The organism is Streptomyces sp. NPDC028991, assembly GCF_055564775.1.
Genome location: NZ_JBVHVP010000003.1, coordinates 165,942 through 188,474, shown reverse-complemented (window position 1 = coordinate 188,474; position 22,533 = coordinate 165,942). Strand labels below are relative to the sequence as shown.

At 70.9% G+C, this 22,533-nt stretch carries 20 protein-coding genes; 5 read left to right on the top strand and 15 right to left on the bottom strand.

Translation table 11 applies throughout. The features are described from left to right. Positions 1-15: 15 nt before the first annotated feature. The 13 genes from ACZ4V1_RS08420 to ACZ4V1_RS08360 all read right to left on the bottom strand — a co-directional run bounded on the left by ACZ4V1_RS08420 (position 16) and on the right by ACZ4V1_RS08360 (position 12,667). Complete coding sequence (locus ACZ4V1_RS08420; RefSeq protein ID WP_468331321.1) at positions 16-1,056, bottom strand: cupin domain-containing protein; 1,041 nt, start codon at positions 1,054-1,056, stop codon at positions 16-18. Between the two features lie 23 nt (positions 1,057-1,079). After that, positions 1,080-2,294, bottom strand: a complete 1,215-nt coding sequence (locus ACZ4V1_RS08415; RefSeq protein ID WP_468331318.1) for an FAD-dependent monooxygenase — start codon at positions 2,292-2,294, stop codon at positions 1,080-1,082. A 155-nt stretch (positions 2,295-2,449) separates the two neighbouring features. Next, positions 2,450-3,100, bottom strand: a complete 651-nt coding sequence (locus ACZ4V1_RS08410; protein ID WP_468331316.1) for a CoA transferase subunit B — start codon at positions 3,098-3,100, stop codon at positions 2,450-2,452. Next, complete coding sequence (locus ACZ4V1_RS08405; protein ID WP_468331313.1) at positions 3,097-3,852, bottom strand: CoA transferase subunit A; 756 nt, start codon at positions 3,850-3,852, stop codon at positions 3,097-3,099. The genes ACZ4V1_RS08410 and ACZ4V1_RS08405 overlap by 4 nt, the downstream gene beginning before the upstream one ends. Further along, positions 3,849-4,646, bottom strand: a complete 798-nt coding sequence (locus ACZ4V1_RS08400) for an SDR family NAD(P)-dependent oxidoreductase (protein WP_468331310.1) — start codon at positions 4,644-4,646, stop codon at positions 3,849-3,851. The genes ACZ4V1_RS08405 and ACZ4V1_RS08400 overlap by 4 nt, the downstream gene beginning before the upstream one ends. Then, positions 4,643-5,395 (bottom strand): SDR family NAD(P)-dependent oxidoreductase, encoded by a 753-nt coding sequence (locus tag ACZ4V1_RS08395; protein WP_468331307.1) that lies wholly within the window; start codon positions 5,393-5,395, stop codon positions 4,643-4,645. Before ACZ4V1_RS08395 ends, ACZ4V1_RS08400 begins: the two co-directional genes overlap by 4 nt. Continuing rightward, a complete protein-coding gene (locus ACZ4V1_RS08390; RefSeq protein ID WP_468331304.1) occupies positions 5,392-6,363 on the bottom strand; it encodes a fumarylacetoacetate hydrolase family protein in 972 nt (323 codons plus the stop codon). Before ACZ4V1_RS08390 ends, ACZ4V1_RS08395 begins: the two co-directional genes overlap by 4 nt. Before the next feature lie 23 nt (positions 6,364-6,386). Then, entirely contained in the window at positions 6,387-7,454 is a 1,068-nt protein-coding gene (locus ACZ4V1_RS08385; protein ID WP_468331301.1) for an MBL fold metallo-hydrolase, read from the bottom strand. 129 nt (positions 7,455-7,583) lie between these two features. After that, positions 7,584-8,516, bottom strand: a complete 933-nt coding sequence (locus ACZ4V1_RS08380) for a VOC family protein (RefSeq protein ID WP_468331298.1) — start codon at positions 8,514-8,516, stop codon at positions 7,584-7,586. Between the two features lie 5 nt (positions 8,517-8,521). After that, positions 8,522-9,556 (bottom strand): amidohydrolase family protein, encoded by a 1,035-nt coding sequence (locus ACZ4V1_RS08375; RefSeq protein WP_468331295.1) that lies wholly within the window; start codon positions 9,554-9,556, stop codon positions 8,522-8,524. Beyond that, positions 9,553-10,683 carry an FAD-dependent oxidoreductase gene (locus tag ACZ4V1_RS08370; protein WP_468331292.1) on the bottom strand — a complete coding sequence of 377 codons (1,131 nt, stop codon included), beginning with the start codon at positions 10,681-10,683 and terminating at the stop codon, positions 9,553-9,555. The genes ACZ4V1_RS08375 and ACZ4V1_RS08370 overlap by 4 nt, the downstream gene beginning before the upstream one ends. Positions 10,684-10,706: 23 nt before the next feature. Next, complete coding sequence (locus tag ACZ4V1_RS08365) at positions 10,707-11,669, bottom strand: cyclase family protein (protein WP_468331289.1); 963 nt, start codon at positions 11,667-11,669, stop codon at positions 10,707-10,709. Continuing rightward, positions 11,666-12,667 (bottom strand): fumarylacetoacetate hydrolase family protein, encoded by a 1,002-nt coding sequence (locus ACZ4V1_RS08360; RefSeq protein WP_468331286.1) that lies wholly within the window; start codon positions 12,665-12,667, stop codon positions 11,666-11,668. The genes ACZ4V1_RS08365 and ACZ4V1_RS08360 overlap by 4 nt, the downstream gene beginning before the upstream one ends. 127 nt (positions 12,668-12,794) lie before the next feature. Here ACZ4V1_RS08360 and ACZ4V1_RS08355 point away from each other — a divergent pair, with 127 nt between their 5' ends. After that, positions 12,795-13,712 (top strand): LysR family transcriptional regulator, encoded by a 918-nt coding sequence (locus ACZ4V1_RS08355; RefSeq protein ID WP_468331283.1) that lies wholly within the window; start codon positions 12,795-12,797, stop codon positions 13,710-13,712. A 282-nt stretch (positions 13,713-13,994) separates the two neighbouring features. Here the strand turns inward: ACZ4V1_RS08355 and ACZ4V1_RS08350 are convergent, their stop codons facing one another. Both ACZ4V1_RS08350 and ACZ4V1_RS08345 read right to left on the bottom strand, forming a co-directional pair. Next, positions 13,995-15,038 carry a LacI family DNA-binding transcriptional regulator gene (locus ACZ4V1_RS08350; RefSeq protein WP_468331280.1) on the bottom strand — a complete coding sequence of 348 codons (1,044 nt, stop codon included), beginning with the start codon at positions 15,036-15,038 and terminating at the stop codon, positions 13,995-13,997. A gap of 69 nt (positions 15,039-15,107) precedes the next feature. Continuing rightward, positions 15,108-16,157: a LacI family DNA-binding transcriptional regulator gene (locus ACZ4V1_RS08345; RefSeq protein WP_468331277.1), complete on the bottom strand. Its 1,050-nt coding sequence runs from the start codon at positions 16,155-16,157 to the stop codon at positions 15,108-15,110. A gap of 269 nt (positions 16,158-16,426) precedes the next feature. Here ACZ4V1_RS08345 and ACZ4V1_RS08340 point away from each other — a divergent pair, with 269 nt between their 5' ends. The 4 genes from ACZ4V1_RS08340 (at position 16,427) to ACZ4V1_RS08325 (ending at position 22,330) form a co-directional block, all read left to right on the top strand. After that, complete coding sequence (locus tag ACZ4V1_RS08340) at positions 16,427-17,746, top strand: ABC transporter substrate-binding protein (RefSeq protein WP_468331274.1); 1,320 nt, start codon at positions 16,427-16,429, stop codon at positions 17,744-17,746. A gap of 84 nt (positions 17,747-17,830) precedes the next feature. Then, positions 17,831-18,715 (top strand): carbohydrate ABC transporter permease, encoded by an 885-nt coding sequence (locus tag ACZ4V1_RS08335; RefSeq protein WP_468331271.1) that lies wholly within the window; start codon positions 17,831-17,833, stop codon positions 18,713-18,715. A 5-nt stretch (positions 18,716-18,720) separates the two neighbouring features. Then, positions 18,721-19,629, top strand: a complete 909-nt coding sequence (locus ACZ4V1_RS08330) for a carbohydrate ABC transporter permease (RefSeq protein WP_468331268.1) — start codon at positions 18,721-18,723, stop codon at positions 19,627-19,629. A 109-nt stretch (positions 19,630-19,738) separates the two neighbouring features. Beyond that, on the top strand, positions 19,739-22,330 hold the full coding sequence (locus ACZ4V1_RS08325) for a family 78 glycoside hydrolase catalytic domain (RefSeq protein ID WP_468331265.1): 2,592 nt from the start codon (positions 19,739-19,741) through the stop codon (positions 22,328-22,330). The last annotated feature ends 203 nt before the right edge of the window (positions 22,331-22,533 follow it).

Sequence of the window (22,533 nt, the reverse complement as noted above, 5' to 3'; positions counted from 1 at the left end):
TGTCGGGTGGGAGGGTCAGGCGCCGGGGTCGGCGTCTTCGGTGCGGTAGAGGCCGACGGAGCGCATGACCGGCTCGTCGCTGTAGGAGAAGAGGACGGCGTCCGCGGAGGCCGAGGTGTTGACGTGGCGGTAGGAGGCCCAGCCGGGGACGGCGAAGGTGTCGTGCTCGGACCACTCCAGCCGCTCGCCGTCGACGATCGTGGCGCCCTCGCCGCGGACGACGTTGAAGATGGTCGAGGCCGTGTGGCGGCGACCGGCTCCCTCGAAGCCGGGGCGGAGCCGCTGGACGCGGCAGCCGATGGTGGGCATGACCGGGCCGCCGGTCCAGGGGTTGCTGTACTCCAGGACGACGCCGTCGACATCGCTTCCGTCGGCGGTGTCGGCGACGGCGTTCAGGGCGCGCTCGGTCTCCTGCCAGGTGTATCGGGTGACGGGGGAGTTGGGTCCGTCCTGGGTGAGCCAGGCGGGGGTGAGCCGGCCGTGCAGGAACTGGCGGCTGCCGGCGTCGTCAGGCTTGGTCACGGGCTGGAGCCGCTGCGGGTACTGCTCGTAGAAGCCGGCTTCCAGGGCGTTGACCAGGGGGTAGTCGAGGGCGTCGAGCCAGATCATCGGCGCGTCGCCCTCGTGGGTGTGGTCGTGCCAGTGCCAGCCCGGGGTGAGCAGGAGGTCGCCGGGGGCCATGAAGACCCGCTCGCCGTTGACGGTGGTCCAGGCACCGTCGCCTTCGAGGATGAAGCGGAAGGCGTTGGAGGTGTGCCGGTGCGCCTGGGCCGTCTCGCCGGGCAGGATGATCTGGAGGCCCGCGTAGAGAGTGTTGACCGTGGCCGGAGGGTCGGTGAGGCCGGGGTTGACGAGCATGAGGACCCGTCGCTCGGCCTCCTCCAGGGACAGAGTCTTGGAGAAGTGCAGGAGGTGGGGGCGGAGTTCGCGCCAGTCCCAGCGGTAGGGGACGGCGCGGCTCTTGGGCTGGGCGGGGAACAGGTTGCCGTAGAAGCGCCACAGCGGGGCGGCTCCCAGGCCCTCCAGGGCCTTGTAGGCGAGTTCGTCGGTTGTCATGGTGTCCTCCTACGCGAGCCGGATCACAGGGCGGGAGCAAGTGCGGGGGTGGGGGTCCACACCCAGGAGATGTCCTCGAACGCATCGGGGTCGCGCGACGAGAGGAGCATGTTGCGCAGGGTGGCTCCCATGCCTTCGAGGTGACAGATCTCGCCGAAGCGGCGGGCGTTGGTCTGGATGAGAGTCGCCCGTTCCTGACGTCGGTCCGCGTAAGCGGCGAAGGCTTCGGCAGGGTCCGCGCTCTGGCCGAGAGCCTGGCCGAGTGCCACGGCGTCCTCCAGCGCCTGGCAGGCGCCCTGCGCGAGGTACTGGAGCATGGGGTGGGCGGCGTCTCCGAGAAGCGCGATCCGCCCGTACACCCAGGTGCTGATCGGGGCACGGTCGTACAGCGGCCAGCGACGGTCGCGGGAGACGAGCGGCAGCGCGTCGCGCACGGCCTCGCAGGCGCCGGCGAAGCGCTCCTCCAGCTCGGCGTCGGTGCCCCAGTCGTCGGAATCCGGCGTGTAGTGGTCGCTCTCGAACACGGCGACCTGGTTGTACAGCTCGCCGCGACGTACGGGGTACTGCACCAGGTGCATGCGCGGCCCGGCCCACACCATGACCGCTTCCGAGGCGGCGTGCTGGGACATCCGGCCGGTCATCTTCCCGGTGGGCAGGGCGCCGCGGAAGGCGACGTAGCGCGAGCAGACCGGTTCCCCGTCGCCGACCAGTACCTGGCGCAGCCGGGAGTGCAGTCCGTCCGCGGCGACGACCGCGTCGGCGGTCAGCGGGGCGTGGCCCTCCGCGAAGTGCAGGTGTACCCGGGATCCGTCCTGGTCTGCCTCGGTGACGGTGTGTCCCGTGCGCAGCGCGACGGCGGGGTGCTCCTGGCAGGCGGTCAGCAGTGCGGCGTGCAGGTCGGTGCGGTGGGTGACCAGGTACGGGTGCGCGAAGCGGTCGGTGTAGGCCGAGCTGCGCAGATCGAGGGAGGTGACCTCGTCACCGGTCAGGGCGTCCATCATGACCAGCCGGGGTGGGGCTACCGCGGATGCCCGGACGGCCGGCAGTACGCCGAGTTCGTCGAGGGCGAGGGAGGCGTTCGGGGCGAGCTGCAGGCCGGCCCCGATCTCGCCGAAGCGGGCGGCCCGCTCCATGAGCGTCACGCGATGGCCGGCGCGGGCGGTCGCCAGGGCGGCGGCCAGTCCGCCGATACCGCCTCCGACTACGGCGATGTGGAGGGGAGAGGTGAGGACGGGCATCTGGCCTCCAAAAGTCAGCTCGGGAGGACATCGGGAGCGGAGGCGGTCAGACCCGGCCTCCGATGGTCCGTACACCAATCATTGATGTACGGACTATATTCCGAGGATGTTTCCCCCGTGTCAATGGTTCGTGGACAAACTCTCTCGGCCGCCGGTCAGCACGCGGCGGAGACGCTGTCCACCTCCAGGGCGGTGCCGGTGCGGGCGGTGATGTCCTCGACGGTGACGCCGGGTGCGGTTTCGACCAGGGCGAGTCCCTGGGGGGTGACGTCGAGGACGCCGAGGTCGGTGATGATCCGGTGGACGCACTGCTCGCCGGTGAGGGGGAGGGTGCACTCGTCGACGATCTTGGGGGTGCCGTCCTTGGCGGTGTGTTCCATGAGGACGATGACGCGGCGGGCGCCGTGGACGAGGTCCATGGCGCCGCCCATGCCCTTGACCATCTTGCCGGGGATCATCCAGTTGGCGAGGTCACCCCGTTCGGACACCTGCATGGCACCCAGGACCGCGGTGTCGATGTGGCCGCCGCGGATCATGCCGAAGGAGAGCGCGGAGTCGAAGAAGGAGGCGCCGGGCAGGACGGTGACCGTTTCCTTGCCGGCGTTGATCAGGTCGGGGTCGACTTCGTCCTCGGTGGGGTAGGGGCCGGTGCCGAGGATGCCGTTCTCGGAATGGAGGACGACGTGGACGCCGGGCGGGAGGTGTCCGGGGATCAGGGTGGGCAGGCCGATGCCGAGGTTGACGTAGGAGCCGTCGGTGAGTTCGGCGGCCGCGCGGGCGGCCATCTGCTCGCGGGTCCAGCTCATGGGCGTACGGTCCTCTTCTCTATGGGCTTGTCGGCGGCCTGGCCCGCGGTGAGCGCCACGACCCGCTGAACGTAGATCCCGGGCACGTGGATCTCGTCGGGTCGGAGCGCGCCCGGTTCAACGAGTTCCTCGACCTCGGCGACGGTGACGCGGCCGGCCATGGCGGCGAGGGGGTTGAAGTTGGCGGCGGTCCGGCGGAAGACGAGATTGCCGTGGTGGTCGCCGCGCCAGGCCCGTACGAGGGCGAAGTCGGTGGTGATGCCGTGCTCCAGGACGTACGGGCGGCCGGCGAAGTCGCGGGTCTCCTTGGGCGGGGAGGCGACGGCCACGGTGCCGTCGGGCGCGTAGCGCCAGGGCAGTCCGCCGTTCGCGACCTGGGTGCCGACGCCGGCCGGGGTGTAGAAGGCGGGGATGCCCGCGCCACCGGCCCGCAGCCGCTCGGCGAGGGTGCCCTGCGGGGTCAGTTCCACTTCCAGTTCTCCGCCGAGGTACTGGCGGGCGAACTCCTTGTTCTCACCGACGTAGGAGCCGGTCACTCGGGCGATGCGGCCCGCGGAGAGCAGGATGCCGAGTCCCCGGCCGTCGACGCCGCAGTTGTTGGAGACGACCTTCAGGCCAGTCGTGCCCTGTTCGTACAGGGCACGGATCAGGATTTCGGGGACGCCGCTGAGGCCGAAGCCGCCGACGGCGAGCGAGACGCCGTCGGGAATGTCGGCGACCGCCTCGGCGACGCCGGCGCGGACCTTGTTCACGTGCGGACTGCCTTTCGGTTCGGGGCGCCGGGCAGGACGGTGGACCAGCCGCCGTCCACGACGAGGTTGGCGCCGGTGATGTAGGAGGCCTCGTCGGAGGCCAGGAAGACGGCCGCGTTGACGACGTCGTCGGGGTGGCCCAGCCGCCCGAGCGGGATGTGACCGCAGATGTCGTTCATCGGGTGGTCGTCGGCGAGCAGGTTGCCGCGCGAGCCCTCGGTGTCGATCGTCCCCGGGCTCACGCAGTTCACCCGGACGCCGTGCGGTGCTCCCTCGGCGGCCAGTTGGCGGGTGAGCGCGATGACCGCGCCCTTCGAAGCCGAATGGGCCGTCCGGTCGTTGGTGAGGGAACCGGTCAGTCCCGCGGTCGAGCCGACGGTCAGGACGCAGCCGCGGCTGCGCACCAGGTGCGGCCAGGCCGCCCGCACGGTCAGCCACACCGAGTCCAGTTCGGCGCGCATCGTGAACGCGAAGTCCTCGTACGGCTGGCTGTCGATCGCGCCGAACCGGACGGCGCCCGCGTTGGCGTACACGATGTCGATGCCGCCGAACGCGTCCACCGCCTCTTCCACCCAGGCACGGACGGCCTCCCCGTCGGTGACGTCGAGCGGGCCGGGGGTGAGGGCGGTGCCGCCCTCGCGGGCGATGAGGCGCTGGGTCTCCACGGCTTCCTCGTGGAGCAGGTCACCGCCGACCACGAGGGCGCCCTCGGCGGCGAACCGCACCGCGGCGGCCCGGCCCTGGCCGCGCGCGGTCCCCGAGATCAGCGCCACTTTGCCTTCCAGCCGCTTCACGGCGCCCCCTCCCGCAGGGCGTCGGAGACGGACTTGACGCCGCCGTGCGCGGTCATGCCGCCGTCCACCGGGATCTCCGCGCCGCTGATGAACGACGCGTCGTCGGACAGCAGGAACACGACCAGCGGCGCCACCTCGCCGACGGTGCCGGTGCGGCCGAGCGGCGTCTCCTTGACGTTGGCCTCGCGGAAGGCGGGCGCGGCGGAGGCGGTCATCTCGGTCTCGATGTAGCCGGGGTGGACGGTGTTGACGCGGATGCCGCGCGGCCCGAGTTCCAGTGCGGCGGTCTTCGACAGGCCGCGCAGCGCCCACTTGCTGGTCGTGTAGGCGACCGGGTAGTGCGCGGTGAGGGCCGCCGAGGAGCCGACGTTGACGACCGAGGAGCCGGGCGGCATGAGCGGGGCAAGGTGCTGGATGCCGAGGAGTGGGCCGGTGACGTTGACCGCGTGGACGCGGGCCATATCCTCGGGGCGTACGTCGCCGAGGCGGGCCCGCCAGGTGATGCCGGCGTTGTTGACCAGGCCGTGCACGTGCCCGTACGACTCCCGCAGCTCGGCGGCGAGTTCGGCCCAGTCCTGCTCGCGGGTGACGTCCAGGCGCCGGCAGCCGGGCGCTTCGGTGGCGTCGGTGGCGATGACGCGGGCGCCCTCCCGGGTGAGGGCCTCGGCCTCGGCGGCGCCCTGTCCGCGTGCGGCGCCGGTGACGACGATGACCTTGCCGAGCAGCCTCTTGGGGTGCAGTTCGGTCACGGCCGCTCCCGGGAGCGGCGCCGGCCTGTGGGGAGGGGGACGGGCTCGACGCCGGGGACGACGGTGTTCGCTAGGGTGCCGAGGCCCTCGACGATGAGGGTGACGGTGTCGCCGGGCTTCAGGGGCGGCGGGGTCTGTTCGCCGCGCCGGCCCCAGAGTTCGGCGAGGCAGCCACCGTTGCCGCAGGTTCCGGAGCCGAGGACGTCGCCGGGGACGAGGCGGGTGCCGCGGGAGGCGTAGGCGGTCATCTCCTCGAACGTCCAGCTCATGTTGGACAGCAGGTCCTCGCCGACCTTCTCGCCGTTGACCTCGGCGGTCAGGGCCAGGCGCAGGAAGCCTTCGGAGTCCCGGTAGGGCTCCAGCTCGTCCGCGGTGACCAGGTACGGGCCGAGGGTGGTGGCGGTGTCCTTGCCCTTGCACGGGCCGAGGCCCACCTTCATCTCCGCGCCCTGGAGATCCCGCGCGGACCAGTCGTTGAAGACGGTGTAGCCGACGATGTGGTCGCGGGCCTGTTCGGCGGTGAGGTCGCGGCCCTCCCGGCCGGCCACGGCGCCCACTTCGAGTTCGAAGTCGAGCACGGCCGAACCGGGGGGTACGGGGACGCCGTCCCCGGGGCCGTAGATCGCGTGCGGATTGGTGAAGTAGAAGGTCGGGGCCGCGTACCACTGCTCGGGGACGCCGCCGGTGCCCTCCACGGATCGGCGCACCCCTTCCACGTGTTCCTCGAAGGTCACGAAGTCCCGTACGGACGTGGGCTGCAGCGGAGGCAGCAACCGGACCTGGGAGACATGCGGGCCCGGGGGGACGTCCAGGGCCGCGGCGCCGGCGGCGAGCAGCCCGGGGAGCCCGTCGGTCCGCTGGATCAGTGCGGTGAGCGAGGTGACGCCCGGCAGGGGGAAGAGGGTGCCGTCCTCTTCCACGACCGCCACCCGGTGGTGGTGTCGGTGTTCGTATGCGGCGAAACGCATGGTGCGGCTCCAGCGGAGTGTGATCAGGAGAGGGGGATGCGCATGAGGTCGTGACCCACGGTGACGCGGCCCCGGTAGCCGGCCGCCCGGGCGGAGGCACGGGCCGCCGCGCCCCACTCGCGGTCGGAGAACTGGGCCGGGTCGGCCGGCGCGAGGTGACTGAGGACCACCTGGCGCGCCCCCGCGGCGGCGGCGATGGCGCCCACCTCGGCGACGTCGGTGTGCACCTCGCGCATGTGGTCGACGAGGGGAGCGGGCATGCCCTGCCTTTCGAACCACGCGGCGTCGACGGCCTCGTGGACCAGCAGGTCGCAGCCGTGGGCCAGCGCGATCAGGTCGTCGCTGCGGCTGGTGTCGCCGGAGAAGACGACGGAACCGTCCGCGGTGTCGAACCGGTAGGCGTACGAGGGGGACATGTTGCCGTGCGGGACCCGGGTCGCCGTCACCTTCACGGTGGCGGTGTCCAGGACGGTCACCACCGTGCCGGGCCGTGCCGACAGCTCGGTCACGTCGAGCATGGACACGGGGTCGATGCCGAAGCCCCCGGCGACGAAGGCGTTGGTGGAGGCGGCGAAGGTGGCGTTCGCACGCCGGGTGGTCTCGACGATTCCGGGCGCGGGCTGCTCGGGGGTGACGGGACCCGAAGTGACCGTGTCGCTCGGTCCAGGACCCCACACCCGCACCGTGCCGCCGAACCCCGGCTGGGGCGGCATGACGCCGGCGCACAGCAGCGGGAAGTCGAAGTAGTCGACGATGTGGTCGGCGTGCAGGTGGGTGAGGAAGATCCCCTCGAGCGACGGCATCGACAGTCCCGCCCGCAGGTACTGGGTCACGGCGCCCCGGCCGCAGTCCACCAGGTAGGTGTCGGTGCCGACGGTCACGGCGGAGGCGATGCCCATGCGCTCGCTGTACGGCGGGGGGCCGCCCGCCGTGCCCAGCAGGTGCACGACCGTGCCCTTTCCCGGCCGGGACTTGTCCCGCGGCTCGGCGCGGGGCGCGGCGGCGGCCTGCGGGGTGACGGCGAGCGCGGTGGCGGCCGCGCCGCCGGCAAGCAGGCCGCGACGGGACAGCGGGGTCGTGCGAGGGGTCATCGGGGCGGTTCCTTCGATCGTCGTTGATGCGGGAGCCGTGGGGGGGAAGGGGGAGCGGGGGCCGGGGCCGCGGCGGCGGGAGTCAGGGCGTGGACGCCGCCGCCGCGTCCCCGGTGCGCGGGGAGCGGATCAGACCGGCGGGGCGACGAACACGCCGCGGTCGGGGTCGTTGAACGACTCCTTGGCGATCAGTTCGTTCATCGGGTTGGCGGTGCCCCACTGGTCGGTGACCTCGGGCTGGGAGAAGTCGTAGACGTGCGGGTGCCAGGTGTCCTCGTCCAGGCACTCCAGCTCGGTGGTGTACTCGACGGTGTTGCCGTGCGGGTCGAGGAAGTACGTGAAGGTGTTGTCGCCCGCCATGTGCCGGCCGGGACCCCAGACCTTCTTGTGGCCCGCCCGGATGACGCGGCCCGAGCCGCGCATGTACTCGTCGATGCCGCGCATCTCGAAGGAGATGTGGTGCAGCGCGGTGTGCGGGCCCTTCGCGAGGGCCATGGAGTGGTGCTGGCTGCTGATCCGCATGAAGTGCATGACCTCGCCCATGTGCGGCGAGCTGAGCGTGTCCGACAGCGCGAAGCCGAGGTGGCGCTCGTACCACTCGCGGGTGCGGTTCAGGTCGGGGGAGTTGAGGACGACGTGGGAGAGCTTGACCGGGATGGCCTCCTTCTCCTCGATCCTGCGGTGCCGCCTGACCTCGACGTCGGCCGACACCTCGATGGTGCGGCCGTCGACGTCGAAGAACCGGAAGCCGTAACCGCCGCCGGGGGTCTCGACCTTGCCCGGCCGGGAGATCAACTGGACGCCGCCCGCGAGCAGTCGCTCGGCGAGGGTGTCGACGTCCGCGGGGGACGCGGCACCGTAGGAGACGAGGTCGAGGCGCTTCTCCTCGGCCTTGCGCAGCCGCACGACGTACTGCTCCGGGGAGCCCTCGGCGGCCAGGAAGGAGATGCCGGAGTCCTCGGCGACCTTGGTCAGGCCCCAGACGCCGGCGTAGAAGTCGAGCTGCTTGTCGTAGTCGGGCACGGCGAGGTCGACGTGCCGCAGGTGGGTGAGCAGGCGCATGATGATCAGTCCTTCCGGAGGAGGGCGACGGCGTTGCCGCCCCGGACGGCGTGGAAGTCGGCGTCGGACAGGCGCGCGGCGCGCAGGGCGCCGACCGGGTCCTCGGTGCCCATGTCGAAGGGGAAGTCGGAGCCGAGCAGCACCCGGTCCGCGCCGGCCACCCGGATCAGCTCCCGCAGCACGTGCGGGTCGTGGACCAGCGAGTCGAAGTACAGCCGCTTCAGGTAGCTGCTGGGCGGGTGCGCGCAGTCGGCGCCCGCGTCGGAGCGGGCCGACCAGGCGTGGTCGGAGCGGCCGATGTGGGTGGGCAGGTAGCCGCCGCCGTGCGCGGCGATCAGCGTCAGCCCCGGGTGGCGGTCGAGCACGCCCGAGAAGATCAGGTGGGACAGCGCGACGGCGTTCTCGGTGGGCTGTCCGACCGTGTTGGACAGGTACCACCGGTCCAGCCGCTCGTCCAGGGTGCAGCCGAAGGGGTGCAGGAGGACGAGCGCGCCGGTTTCCCCGGCCCGGGTCCAGAAGGGCTCGTAGGCCGGGTCGGACAGGTCGCGTCCCGGGGCGTGACTGGAGATCTCCACCCCGGCCAGGCCCTGTTCCAGGGCGTGGTCCAGGGCGCGTACCGCCTGCTGGGGGTGCTGGAGCGGGGCCAGTCCGAGTCCGCGCAGCCGCTCGGGGGCGGTCGAACAGTGCGCGGCCGTGGCCTCGTTGGCGAGCCGGTACAGCTTCTCGGCGGTGTCCTCGTCGGTCCAGTAGTGGTAGTGCGAGGGCGAGGGGCTGACCAGCTGCACGTCCACGCCCTGCGCGTCCATCGCGGCCAGGCGAACGGCGGGGTCGGTCAGCCTCGGGACGCGCTCGCGGACCATGGGGCCGCTGACGGCGAGGGCGGCGGGGCCGTTGCGGCGGGCGTCCAGCTCCCTGGCCTCGGGGTGGCCGGGCAGGCCGGCGACGAGCGCCTCGACCTCGGGCAGCAGGACGTGGGCGTGCACGTCCACGGTGGGCGCGTTCGCCGCGGTCACGGCGGTGGGCGCGTTCTCGGCGGTCACGGCAGCTCCCGGAGCATGGTCATCGTGCGGCCCATCAGGCCGGGCACGTCCGCGTCGCGCACCCCGTCGAGCTGCCACTGCCCGATCTGTACGGACGCCTCCACGACCGGGCGGACACGGGCGATCCGCCGCTCGTAGTACGCCTGGAACAGGACGTCGTCCCACGCGTCGGACCCGGTCAGCATCTGCGAGAGCACCCAGGCGTCTTCCAGGGACAGCGCGGCGCCCTGGGCGAGAGTGGGCGGGCAGCAGTGCGCGGCGTCGCCGACGAGCACCACCCGGCCGCGGCGCCAGGAGCCCTCGACCAGCAGCCGGTCGAACCAGGTGTAGTTGACCTTCGCCGGGTCGGTGATGTGCTCGGTGATCTCCGGCCAGAAGCCGCCGTAGGAGGAGGTCAGGCGCCGCATCTCGTCGGCGTACGACTCCGGCGGGATCGACGCGCGGTCACGGTTGGCCTCGACGACGTACGCGTACAGGGTGGTCTCGCTGGTCGGGCAGTAGCCGGCGATGTAGGCCGAGCCGCCGTAGGCGAGGTCGGTACGGGTGACGCCGGCCGGGCGCGGGGCGGCGATGCGCCAGATGGCCATGCCGGTCGGTTCCGGCTTGTCCTTGATGCCGATCGCGGCGCGGGTGCGGGAGCCGAGGCCGTCGGCGGCGACCACGAGGTCGTAGCGGTGCTCGGTGCCGTCGGAGAGGCGCACGGAGACGCCGTTGGCGTCCTGGTCCAGGATCTCGGCGGTGGTGCCGAGGCGGACGGCGGCGCCGCCGGCGCGCACGGCGTCGATGAGGATCTGCTGGAGCCGGGGGCGCTGCATGCCGACGGTGGCGGGCAGGTCGTCGCCGCCGGTGCGCAGGTCGTCCTGGACGTGCAGGACGGTGCCGTCGGGGGCGGTGATGCCGACGGAGCCGAAGCCGAAGCCGGACGTCTCCACCTGCTCCCAGACGCCGAGTCCACGCAGGACGCGCAGGGCGTTGCCCTGGAGGGTGATGCCGGAGCCGGCGGTGGCGTTCCAGTCGTCCTTGGCCTCGACCAGGTCCACGGTGAGGCCGGCGCGACGCAGCAGGATCGTGACGGCGTTGCCGGCCGCACCCCCGCCGATCACCAGGACTTTACGGGCTTCGCTCATGGGGAACTCCCTCGTTCCGCTGTTTACTTGACGGCGATCGGGTTGACGGGTGAGCCGACCGCGCCGGTGATGGGCAGGGGCGCGGCGGTGAGCCAGAAGGCGTACTCCCCGTCGGCCGCGCAATCCGCTGCGAGCGCCTCCAGGTCCCACATCTCGCCGATCAGCAGGCCGAGGTGGGGGATGGCGACCTGGTGCAGCGGCTGGAAGGCGTGCTCGAACTCGTTCGGGCGGACCTCGAAGCCCCAGGTGTCGGTGGCGATCGCGGCGATCTCGCTGCCGTGCAGCCAGCCCGCCGTGGTGAACGACAGGCCGGGGGCGGGCCCGCCGGCGTAGTCGCCCCATCCGTCGCGGCGCACCCGGGCGAGCTGGCCGGTGCGGACGAGGACGATGTCGCCGCGACCCACCCGCACACCGTGCGCCTCGGCGGTCGCGGCCAGGTGCTCCTCGGTGATCGCGAAGCCGTCCGGCAGCTCACCGTTCTCACCGACGACCCGGCCGACGTCCAGGAGTACTCCGCGTCCGGCGACATGCGGGGCCATGTGCTCGATGCCGGTGACCTGGTCGCCGTCGGAGGTGACGACCTGCTCGGCCGGGCGCCCGTTCCACGCCTTGCCGTGGTCGAAGATGTGGCCGAGCCCGTCCCACTGGGTGGAGCACTGCAGCGGCATCGCGATGACGTCGTCGGCGCCGCCGATGCCGTGCGGCAGGCCCTGGTTGCCGAGGGCCGCGTCCGTGCCGGTGTCCAGCATGGTGTGCACCGGGTTGGTGCGCCGCCGCCAGCCCTTCTGCGGGCCGTCGATGTCGAACCGCTGCGAGAGGGAGAAGCTGACACCCCGCCGGATCAGTGCGGCACCTTCGCGGCGCTTGGCCTCGTCGAGGAAGTTGAGCGTGCCGAGCACGTCGTCCCCGCCCCAGCGGCCCCAGTTCGAGCACGCCTTCGCGGTCCGGGCGATCGACCCCTCGGGGTCCGTGCGGTCCAGCGTCATCGGGCCGCCTCCGCCACGCAACGGGTGCGCTGGGCGCCGACCCCGGTGATGGAGGCGTCCATGACGTCGCCGTCGCGCAGCAGCCGACCCCAGTGCATGCCGTTGCCGGCCGGGGAGCCGGTGAGCACCAGGTCGCCGGGGAGCAGCCGGGCGGTCTGCGAGGCGTAGGAGACCATCCGGGCGACGTCGAAGATCATGTCCTTGGTCGACTCGTCCTGCATGGTCTCGCCGTTGAGCTTCAGCGTCAGACGCAGGTCGCCCGTGTCCCCGACCGAGGCGGCGGGCACGATCCAGGGCCCGAGCGGCGTGAAGCCCGGGGCGTTCTTGCTGCGCAGCCAGTCGGTGCCGATCTGCGGCATGTCCCGGCGGAAGACGGTGGCCCGGTCGGTCAGGTCGTTGGCGATCGTGTAGCCCGCGACGTGGTCCAGGGCTTCCTCGACGGACACCTGGTAGGCCGGGCGGCCGATCACCGCGGCCAGTTCCAGTTCCCAGTCGGGCTTCTCGGCCCACGCGGGCAGCGCGACGTCGTCGTAGGGACCGGTGATCGCGCTGGGCAGGCCGATGAACACGTACGGCAAGTCCTCGGCCGCCCGCCGGTCCATGATCTCCGCGGCCTCCGCGCGGCGCTCCTCCTCCGGCCGGTCGTCACCCGGGGCGCGGTGCGCGACGTGCAGGTCGATGACGTGCTGCCGGTAGTTGGCGCCGGACTGGAACACCTGGCGCGGTTCGACCGGTGCGTGCACCCGGAAGTCCGCCAGCGGCGCGCGTCGTGGCGCGCTGTCGCCGGCCAGGGCCGTCAACCGGGGCAGCACCGCCTCCCAGTCGTTCAGGAGGTCCCGCACGCTCAGGTCGGCGTCGTCCAGAGCGTCTCGCAGGTCGATCACCTGGGCGTCGGAGGTGACGAGAGCGGGGAAGGCGGCCCCGTCGAGGGCCGAAAGGGTGGCGAGGGCGAAGGGTCCGGCGAAGAGGGCGGACGCGGCTTCAGGTTTCACGGACATGTCCTCCTGATTGCGATGGCACTAATCTGGACTCGCCACCCGCGATCAGGGAAATAGATTCCGTGGATGGCAGTCATCCATGAGTCGAATTTCCGCAGGTCATCGCCGAACAACGAGAAAAGTCGCCGTGAATCTCAGTCGCCTGGACCTCAACCTCGTCGTCGCCCTGCGCGCTCTCCTCGAAGAGCGCAACGTCACCCGCGCCGGACAGCGCGTCGGCCTCAGCCAGCCGGCGATGAGCGCGGCACTCTCCCGCCTGCGCCGGCACTTCGACGACGACCTGCTGGCCCGGGTCGGCGGCCACTACGAACTCACCGCCCTCGGGCAGGTTCTCCTCGACCGCGCGTCCACCGCCTACGACCTGCTGGAACGTCTCTTCGCCAGCCAGGCGGACTTCGACCCGGCCACGGAGAGCCGTGAGTTCAAGCTTGTGGCGTCCGACTACGCGGTCGCCGTCTTCGGCGCCGAACTCGCCCGGGTCGTGCACCAGGAGGCCCCCGGCATCCGGCTGCGTTTCGCGCAGACGCCGACCACCGTGGTGGACGCCACGGACACCCTGCTGAGCACCACCGACGGCCTGCTCATGCCGCACGGCGTCATCAGCGACTTCCCCGCCACCGACCTCTACCAGGACCGGTGGGTCTTCCTCGTCGCCGACGACCACCCGAGCGTCGACGACCGGCTGACCCGGGAGGACCTGGCCCGGCTGCCCTGGGTCACCTACCAGCGCACCTATGACGCCCCGGCCGTGCGCCAGCTCGGGATGCTGGGCATCGAGCCCCGCGTCGAGGTCTCCGTCGACAGCTTCCAGATCATGCCGCTGCTGGTCAGCGGAACGCGGCGCATCGCCCTCATCCAGGCCCGCCTCGCACGGCTCCTCGCCCCGCTCGCCGCCGTGCGCGTGGTGGAGCCGCCCTACGAGGCGGTGCCCCTGCGAGAGGCGTTGTGGTGGCACCCGGTGCACACCCACGACGCGGCCCACATCTGGCTGCGCGAGACCGCCGCCCGGGTCGGCAGGCGGATGGCCGACGAGACCGGGGGATGAGCGAAGCCCCGCACGTGAACGGAGGGCCCTATTCACCTTACGGATGGACACCATCCGTAACGTGAATGACGGTGGGGGTGGGCAGGGCCGCCCGGCAGGACGCATGCTCGGACGGGGCCCGTCGGTGCGTTCTCGCTCGACGTCTCTCCGACAGCCGGAGATGATCATCGTCTCCGCGGTCGACCCTCCCGTACCGTCGGCCGGAGTTTCGCCGTGCCCGTCTTCCCCGCCGTACCCGTCATCGCTCCCGCACACGCTCCCCACGGCCCCGAGCCGACCCCGTCAGCGCGCGGGAGCCGCCAGCGTCGACCGGCGTACGACCAGTTCGGGTTGCAGCACGACGTGGCGGTGCGTGTGCCTGATCCCGTGGGCCGTGTCCTCGATGAGCAGTCGGCCGGCCTGCCGTCCCATAGCGGATGCCGGTCGTCGCACCGAGGTGAGCGGTACCACGGCGGACGCGGCGAATTCGATGTCGTCGTATCCCACCACCGCGATGTCGTCCGGCACTCTCAGACCGGCCTCGTACAGGGCCTGCAGGACACCGAGGGCGAGCAGGTCGTTGGCGCAGAAGACGGCGGTGGGCCGCTCGGGCAGACCGAGGACGCGGTGCCCGGCGTCCTTGCCGGCCGTCACGGTGAGGGCGTCGCAGGACAGTTCTCTCAGCGCGGCGGACGGCAGGCCGGACTCGCTGATCGCGGTGAGGGCGCCCCGGCGGCGGTCCCGCACCTGCTGGAGGCGGTCGGGGCCGCTGACGTAGGCGAGGGAGCGGTGGCCCCGCTCGAGCAGGTGCCGTACCGCGGCCCGTCCGCCCGCCACGTCGTCGATGCCGACGGAGCATGCCGCGGGCTGGGGCGCGTACTGGTCGGCCACGACGAAGGGCACGGCGTTGCGGCGGAAGGCCGCGACGGTGCGCCCGACTCCTTCGCCGGAGGCCAGCACGGCACCGCGGACCTGGTGCGAAGTGATCAGCGACAGGTGACGTGCCGCCTCTGCCGGGTCGTGGGCGCCCGTGCAGACCATGACGCCGAGGTCCGCCTCACGGGCGGCCTGTTCCACCCCGGAGGCGAGCGCGGTGAAGAACGGGTTCGCCATATCGAGCACCATGACGGCGATCACCCGGGAGGCCCAGCCGCGCAACTGCCGCGCGCCCTCGGCCCGGACGTAGCCGAGGGAGTCGATCACTTCCAGGACGCGCGAGCGCGTTCCCTCGGACACGATCTCGGGCCGGTTGAGGACGTTGGAGACCGTACCGAGCGAGACGCCTGCCTCCCGCGCCACGTCCTTGATGCCGACCCGGGGACGTGGGCGGCCGACAGGTCCGGCCACCGCCGTCGCTCCGCCGGAGCCACGTTCGCGGTGAGCTGGGGGAGTGGCGGTCGGTCGCCGGTCCACGGCCTAGCGTCCCTGCGGCGCGCCGGTGGTGGAGCGCACCACCAGACGGGGGGTCATCGTGGTCTGCATGGCTCTGTCCCTTCGGCTTTCGACGCGCTCGACGAGCATCCGGGCGGCGGCGGAACCCATGGTGTGTCCCGCCTGGTCCACGCTGGTCAGTTGCACGGGGGCCAGGGCGGCGAGCGCGGTGTTGTTGTAGCCGACGAGCGACAGGTCCCGGGGAATGCGCAGGCCGAGTTCGTGTGCGGCGCGGTAGACGCCCAGTGCGGCGACGTCCGCACCGGTCATCACGGCGGTCGGCGGACGGTCGGCCGTCAGCAGTGTCATGCCCGCCTTGAAGCCGCCGTCGTCGGAGTAGGCGGTGTGGTGGACCCGCGCGAGCCGGTCGAGTCCGTGCCGTCGCATCGCGTGCAGATAGCCCTCGCTCAGCACGGCCTCCGGTGTGCGCTTCCACTTGTTGGCCCGGGTGCCCGGGGCCGAGACCAGGGCGATGTCACGGTGGCCGAGCGAGACCAGATGGTCCACCACCAGACCGGCGCCGAGGTCGTCGGCGTCGACGACCGAGTCGTAGGTGTCGGAGGCGTCGTGGTGCCCGATGACCACGGTCGGCGTCGAAGCGGCCGTTTCCAGCACCTCCGCGCGCGGTGTCCCCGGGGCGATGAGGATCAGTCCGTCCATCTGCCGGTCCACCAGGGAACGGATGGTCCGGGCCTGTTCCTCGGGGTCGAAGCCGGCCGCACCGATCAGCACCGTGTAGTCGGTGTGGCGGAGTTCGTCCCGGATGCCGTCGAGGATGTCGGCGAAGAACGCGTTGCGGACGTTGTCCAGCAGTACACCGATGGTGTAGGTCCGGCCGCGCATCCCTCGCGCCGCCGCGTGCGGACGATAGCCCAGGTCGGCGATGGCCGCCTGGACCTTCTCCCGCATGGCCTCGCTGACGCCGTAGGCATTGCGCATCACCTTGGAGACGGCAGCCGTGGACACCCCGGCGTGCCGGGCGACATCGGTGATGGTCACGCGCTTGTTCGGCTTGGCTGCGGAAGCCCCGTCCATGGTCCACGTCCCGAAGTGAGTAGTCGTAGGTGTAACGGTCTACACGCTACTCCCCGCTATCCGTCAAGCCCTTCGTTGATCACCACGGTGTTACCTGCTTGTGTCTTGACGGTGGCGGGGGAGCGGTGCAGGGTGTTGCCCACTCGCTGTGAAGAACGTTTTACACGGCTCTGCCGGGTCGCTGCCCACGTGCTGCCGGGCCCCGTACTTCGCCCCTGGCGCTGTTTCCCGCACCTCGCCCCGCTCGTCATGATCCTTGGGAGTCCTCCGTGCCCCTTCGTACCTCCCGCGCCCGTCGTGCGCGACTGAGCCTGCTCACCGCCGGCACCGCCTCGCTCGCGCTGCTCGCCACCGCGTGCGGCGGCAGCGGGGCCGGCGGCTCCTCCTCCGCCCCCGAGAACTTCGACTACCTGAGCGTCACCGAGAACACCACCGTGAAGACGGCGCTGACCACCATGTCCAAGGGCGAGTGCAAGGCCGCGAACGACGCCCTGCCGCTGAAGGTGGAGACCGTTCCGCAGGCGAGCCTGGACCAGAAGCTCCAGTTGCTGGCCGGCCAGGACGCGCTGCCGGTGCAGTTCGCCGCGGGCAACGCCCCGGCGCTCACCCAGCAGTTGGCCAAGTCCGGCAAGGTCGCCGACCTGGAGGCCAAGCTCAAGGAGCTGGGCGCTCTCGACCAGCTGGAGCCGGCCGCCGTCTCCACCATCAAGGCCCTGTACGGCGGGGAACTCCAGGTCCTGCCGTACGAGTACAACATCGAGGGCATCTTCTACAACAAGAAGGTCTTCGCGGACAACGGGATCAAGGTGCCGGGCACCTGGGAGGAGCTGGTGTCGGCCGCGGCGAAGCTGGAGGCGAAGGGCGTCCAGCCGTTCTCCGCATCCGGTCAGCAGGGCTGGCCGCTCACCCGTCTCATCAGCGGCTACCTCTACCGCAGCCTCGGCCCCGACGCCCTGCAGAAGGTGGCGGACGGCAAGGCGAAGCTGACCGACCCGGAGTACGTGAAGGCCGCCGAGGAGGTCGCGGCCCTCGGCAAGAAGGGCTACTTCGGCAAGGGCGTCGGCTCCATCGACTACGACACGGCGATGAACCAGTTCCTCACCGGCAAGGCCGCCATGTTCTACATGGGCAGTTGGGCACTGGCGAACATCTCCGACGACAAGCAGAACAAGATCGGTGCGGAGAACACCGGCTTCATGCCCTTCCCGGCGGTGACCGGGGGCAAGGGCTCCGTGGACCAGTACCCGTCCAACGTCGGCCTGGGTATCACCTTCGCCTCGAAGTCCTTCGACAAGAAGACCGGCGACTGGGTGTCCTGCATCGCGAAGAACTACGGCTCCACCGCGCTGAAGGACCACGGCTCCATTTCCGGCTTCAAGGTGAACACCGAGGTCAAGGACGCCAACGAGGTCACCACCCAGGTGCGGGACACCATCAGTGCCTCGAAGCAGAACGTGCTGTGGTTCGAGGCCCTGTTCAGCACCAAGGCGACCACCGTCAGCCAGCAGAACGCGGCGGGTCTGGTCAGCGGCAGCACGAGCCCCGAGCAGTTCATGCAGACCGTTCAGGACGCGCTGGCCGCCCAGTGACCGGCCGGGGACGGCCCGCTCGCTCCTGCCCGCCCCGCCGCGCGCGGGCCGTCCCCGTCCCTCCGAAGAAAGTGGACACCACCCATGCACCGCGTACTCGGTGACCGCAGGGCCATCGTGCTCCTGCTCGGTCCCGCCCTCCTCGTCTACTCCCTGATCATGCTGGTCCCGATGATGTGGTCGCTCGGGTACTCCTTCACCAAGGGCAACACGATCAACGGCTTCACCGGCAACGGCGTCGCCAACTTCTCCCGCCTCCTGGACGATTCGGCTGTCCACGACGCCCTGTGGTTCACCCTGAAGTACGTCGTCGTCGTCACTGCCGGGCAGGTGGTCGCTGGGTATCTCCTGGCGCTCCTCTACGTCTTCTTCCTCAAACGTGCCTCGGCGCTCGTCCGCACCCTGGTGTTCTTCCCGGTCGTGCTGCCCACCGTCGCCGTCGGCCTGCTCTTCCAGAAGTTCTTCCAGGTCGCCCCACAGACCGGCCCGGTCAACTCCCTTCTCAACGCCTTCGGCATCGAATCCGTCGACTTCTTCGGCAGCGCCGGCAGCGCATTCTGGGTCCTGATCGTCATGGACATCTGGCGCTCCATGGGCTTCTACGCGGTACTCCTCTTCGCCGGCCTCGTCGACATCCCCGACGAGGTCCTGGAATCGGCCCGCCTCGACGGAGCCACGGGACTCAGGCTGGTCCGCCACATCGTGCTGCCGCTGTCCCTGCCTGTACTGATGTCCTCGCTGATCTTCAGCATCAACGGCACGCTGAAGGTCTTCGACTCGATCGTCGCGTTGACCAACGGCGGCCCCGGCACGGGCACCACCCCGCTGACCCTGTACATGTTCCAGACGTCGTTCACCTACAGCGATTACGGCTACGGCAGCACGATCGCCCTGCTGCTGACCGTCGTGTGCCTGCTGGTGAGCCTGGTCGTCTACCGCGTCTCGCGGCGCGACCTCACGGAGGGCTGAGAGTCATGGCCACCATCGACACACCCGTGAAGACCTCCGCAGGCGGCTCCGGGCACGCGCCCGTGCGTGCCCCGCGGGCCCGGCGCGGCCGTCCGGGAAGCCGCCTCTGGGTCAAGGTCGTCGTCGCTCTCCTGCTGGTCGTCGAGGTCTACCCGATGATCTGGATGTTCCTCACCTCCCTGAAGTCCAACGACGACTACCTGAACAACTCCACCTGGAGCCTGCCCACCACCTGGGAGTGGGGCAACTACACCGAGGCGTGGACGACCGGCAACATCGGCCTCTACGTACAGAACAGCCTGCTCGCCGTCGTCCCCGCACTCGCGCTGATGCTGCTGCTTGGCACCGCCGCCGGCTTCGCCCTGCAGGTCATGGTGTGGAAGGGCCGCAGCCTCACTCTGCTGGTCTTCCTCGCGGGCATGATGGTCCCGCCGCAGATGATCCTGCTGCCCCTGTTCACGGTGTACTTCCAGACCGGCCTGTCCGGCACCCTGTGGCCGCTGATCCTCACCTACACCGGCACGGGCCTGCCCCTGACCGTCTTCATGATGGCCACCTACTACCGCAGCGTCCCCCGCGAGCTGTTCGAGGCCGCCACCATCGACGGCGCCGGCATCCTGCGCGCCTTCTGGACCATCAGCCTCCCCTTGGTCCGCAATGCCCTGCTCACCGTCGGCCTGGTGCAGTTCTTCTTCATCTGGAACGACCTGCTCATCGCGCTGACCTTCACCAACAACCAGGACCTGCGCACCATCCAGGTCGGCCTGCTCAACTTCACCGGCGACTTCGGCGCCACCCAGTACGGCCCCCTCTTCGCGGCCATCTGCATCAACGTCTTCGGCACCCTCCTGATCTACCTCTTCCTCAACCAGAAGGTCATGAAGGGCCTCACCTCGGGAGCGCTGAAGGGCTGACCCGGTCCTCACCCCGGCCTGCCGTCTCCCGGCCCTCGGCTCCAGGGAGTTCGCCGCGCCCACCCGTCACGCTGCCGACTGTGACCACACGTGAAAGAAGGCTCTCCCCTTGCTCCCCGCTCAGCCCTCCCCGGTCAGCTTCGAACACCTGCCGGACGGACTCGGCATCGGAGTCGCCTCCCCCCGGCTGACCTGGACCTTGCCCGCAGGCACCGGCCGCCAGGTGTCGTACGAGCTGGAAGTTGAACGCCGTGGCGGTATCCGCCGCACCGGGCGCGTCGACAGCGCCGAGCAGGTCCTCGTGCCGTGGCCCGGCGACCCCCTGACATCCCGGGAACGCGCCACCGTCCGCGTCCGCGTCTGGACTCCCGACGCCGCGGACCCCTCGGAGTGGAGCACACCGGCAGCCGTCGAGGCCGGACTCCTCGACGCCGCCGACTGGCAGGCCGTACCCGTGGGCGCCGACTGGGACGAGGACCCCGAGGGCGAGCGCCGCCCCGCCCGCGTGCGCAAGGACTTCCGTCTCGACCGGCCCGTCGCCCGCGCACGCCTCTATGTCACCGCTCACGGCCTGTACGAGGTGGAGATCAACGGACGCCGCGTCGGCGACGAGGCGCTCGCACCGGGTTGGACCGTCTATCCGCACCGGCTGCGGTATCGCACCCACGACGTCACCGCCCATCTCACCGAGGGCGCCAACACCGTCGGTGCCTGGCTCGGCGATGGCTGGTACCGCGGCAGGTACGGCTTCGACGGCGGCACCCGCAACATCTACGGCACCGACCAGTCCCTCATCGCCCAGTTGGAGGTGGAGTACGACGACGGCACCACGCAGGTCGTCGCCACCGACCGAACCTGGGAAGCGGCGCCCGGCCCGATCCTCGCCAGCGGCCTGTACGAAGGGGAGACCTTCGACGCCCGCCTGCACGATCCCGCCTGGGCCACACCGACTGCGGCCGGCACGGGGGACTGGACGCCGGTCCGCACGGGCGCACGAGATGCCGGCACCCTCGTCGCACCTCTCGGGCCGCCCGTGCGCTGCACCGAGGAGATCACCCCGGTCACCGTCACCCGTACCGGCAACGGACGCCACCTGCTCGACTTCGGGCAGAACCTCGTCGGCCGTCTCCGGGTCACCGTCGACGGACCGGCCGGTACCACCCTCACCCTGCGGCACGCCGAAGTCCTCCAGGACGGAGAGCTCGCCACTCGCCCCCTGCGCGAGGCGACGTCCGTCGACACCCTGATCCTCTCCGGCGCGGGACCGCTGACCTGGGAGCCCCGTTTCACCCTGCACGGATTCCGCTACGCCGAGGTCAGCGGCTGGCCGGGCGACCTGACGGCGAGGCAGGTGACCGCCCGCGTGTACCACACGGACATGCGCCGCACCGGATGGTTCGAGTGCAGCGATCCGCTCGTCAACCGCCTGCACGAGAACGTCGTGTGGAGCATGCGCGGCAACTTCGTCGACCTGCCCACCGACTGCCCCCAGCGCGACGAACGCCTCGGCTGGACCGGCGACATCCAGGTCTTCGCCCCGACGGCGAGTTTCCTCCACGACTGCGCCGGCCTGCTCGACTCCTGGCTCACCGACGTCGGCATCGAACAACTCCCGGACGGCACGATCCCGTGGTACGTCCCCGTCATCCCGGGCGAGCCGATGTGGACGCCGATCCACCCCGGCGCCGCCTGGGGAGACGTCGCCACCCTCACGCCCTGGACGCTCTTCCAGCGCTACGGCGACCTGGAACTCCTGCGCCGCCACTACCCCATGGCCAAAGCATGGGTCGAGCTGGTCGAACGCCTGGCCGGCCCTACCCGCCTGTGGGACACCGGCGTCCAGCTGGGGGACTGGCTCGACCCGGCCGCCCCACCTGACGACCCGGCCGCGGGCCGCACCGACCGCTACCTCGTCGCCACCGCCTACTTCGCCCACTCCGCACGACATCTCGCCCTGGCCGCTGCGGAGTTGGGGTTCGACGCTGACGCCGAACGGTACGCGGCACTCGCCGCCGAGGCAGCCGACGCCTTCCGGCGGCGGTACGTCCTGCCCTCGGCCCGCCTCACCAGCGACAGCGCCACCGCGTACGCGATCGCCCTCGCCTTCGACCTGCTCACGCCGGAACAGCGCGGACCGGCTGCCGACCGCCTCGCCGAGATCGTGCTCGCCGACGGCGCGCGCATCTCCACCGGCTTCGTCGGCACCCCGCTCATCTGCGACGCCCTCACCGATAACGGTCACCTCGACGTCGCCTACCAGCTGTTGCTGCAGACCGAGTGCCCCTCCTGGCTCTACACCGTCACCATGGGCGCCACCACGATCTGGGAGCGCTGGGACAGCCTGCGGCCCGACGGCACCCTCAACCCGGGCGGCATGACCAGCTTCAACCACTACGCGCTCGGAGCCGTTGCCGACTGGCTGCACCGGGTGGTCGGCGGTATCAGCGCCACCGCCCCGGGCTACCGCCGGCTTTCTTTCCGGCCCCGCCCGGGGGGCGGCATCAACTGGGCCCGTGTCCGCCATGACACTCCCTACGGGACGGCCGCACTGTCCTGGGAGCTCACCGCCACCGGCATGAAGGCCGACATCACGGTGCCGGAAGGCTGTACGGCCACCGTGGAACTCCCCGGCTGCGCACCCCTCGCCCTCGGGCCGGGCGACCATGTCCTGGACACCGCAGAACTCGGAGCGGCGGCCTGACCGTATCCCGTACGCGAAGAGGGCAGCCCGACGCATCACGCGATGCGTCGGGCTGCTATGTGTCTGCTATTTGTCTTGAGAATTCAGATCATCCAGGGCGTCGATGGCAGAGAATTCCATCGGTCCGTTCAATTGAAATTTCAGGGCGCCATTAAAATTCCAAGGCAGGAACCTGCTGGTCAGAGCCTATTTTAAAGAGGAGG

Bases quoted from the DNA above. Each gene is read 5' to 3' on its own strand.
- ACZ4V1_RS08330 (WP_468331268.1), top strand. From the start codon at position 18,721: ATGGCCACCATCGACACACCCGTGAAGACCTCCGCAGGCGGCTCCGGG.
- ACZ4V1_RS08370 (WP_468331292.1), bottom strand. From the start codon at position 10,683: ATGAGCGAAGCCCGTAAAGTCCTGGTGATCGGCGGGGGTGCGGCCGGC.
- ACZ4V1_RS08335 (WP_468331271.1), top strand. From the start codon at position 17,831: ATGCACCGCGTACTCGGTGACCGCAGGGCCATCGTGCTCCTGCTCGGT.
- ACZ4V1_RS08365 (WP_468331289.1), bottom strand. From the start codon at position 11,669: ATGACGCTGGACCGCACGGACCCCGAGGGGTCGATCGCCCGGACCGCG.
- ACZ4V1_RS08390 (WP_468331304.1), bottom strand. From the start codon at position 6,363: ATGCGTTTCGCCGCATACGAACACCGACACCACCACCGGGTGGCGGTC.
- ACZ4V1_RS08385 (WP_468331301.1), bottom strand. From the start codon at position 7,454: ATGACCCCTCGCACGACCCCGCTGTCCCGTCGCGGCCTGCTTGCCGGC.
- ACZ4V1_RS08410 (WP_468331316.1), bottom strand. From the start codon at position 3,100: ATGAGCTGGACCCGCGAGCAGATGGCCGCCCGCGCGGCCGCCGAACTC.
- ACZ4V1_RS08415 (WP_468331318.1), bottom strand. From the start codon at position 2,294: ATGCCCGTCCTCACCTCTCCCCTCCACATCGCCGTAGTCGGAGGCGGT.
- ACZ4V1_RS08345 (WP_468331277.1), bottom strand. From the start codon at position 16,157: ATGGACGGGGCTTCCGCAGCCAAGCCGAACAAGCGCGTGACCATCACC.
- ACZ4V1_RS08380 (WP_468331298.1), bottom strand. From the start codon at position 8,516: ATGCGCCTGCTCACCCACCTGCGGCACGTCGACCTCGCCGTGCCCGAC.
- ACZ4V1_RS08420 (WP_468331321.1), bottom strand. From the start codon at position 1,056: ATGACAACCGACGAACTCGCCTACAAGGCCCTGGAGGGCCTGGGAGCC.
- ACZ4V1_RS08360 (WP_468331286.1), bottom strand. From the start codon at position 12,667: ATGTCCGTGAAACCTGAAGCCGCGTCCGCCCTCTTCGCCGGACCCTTC.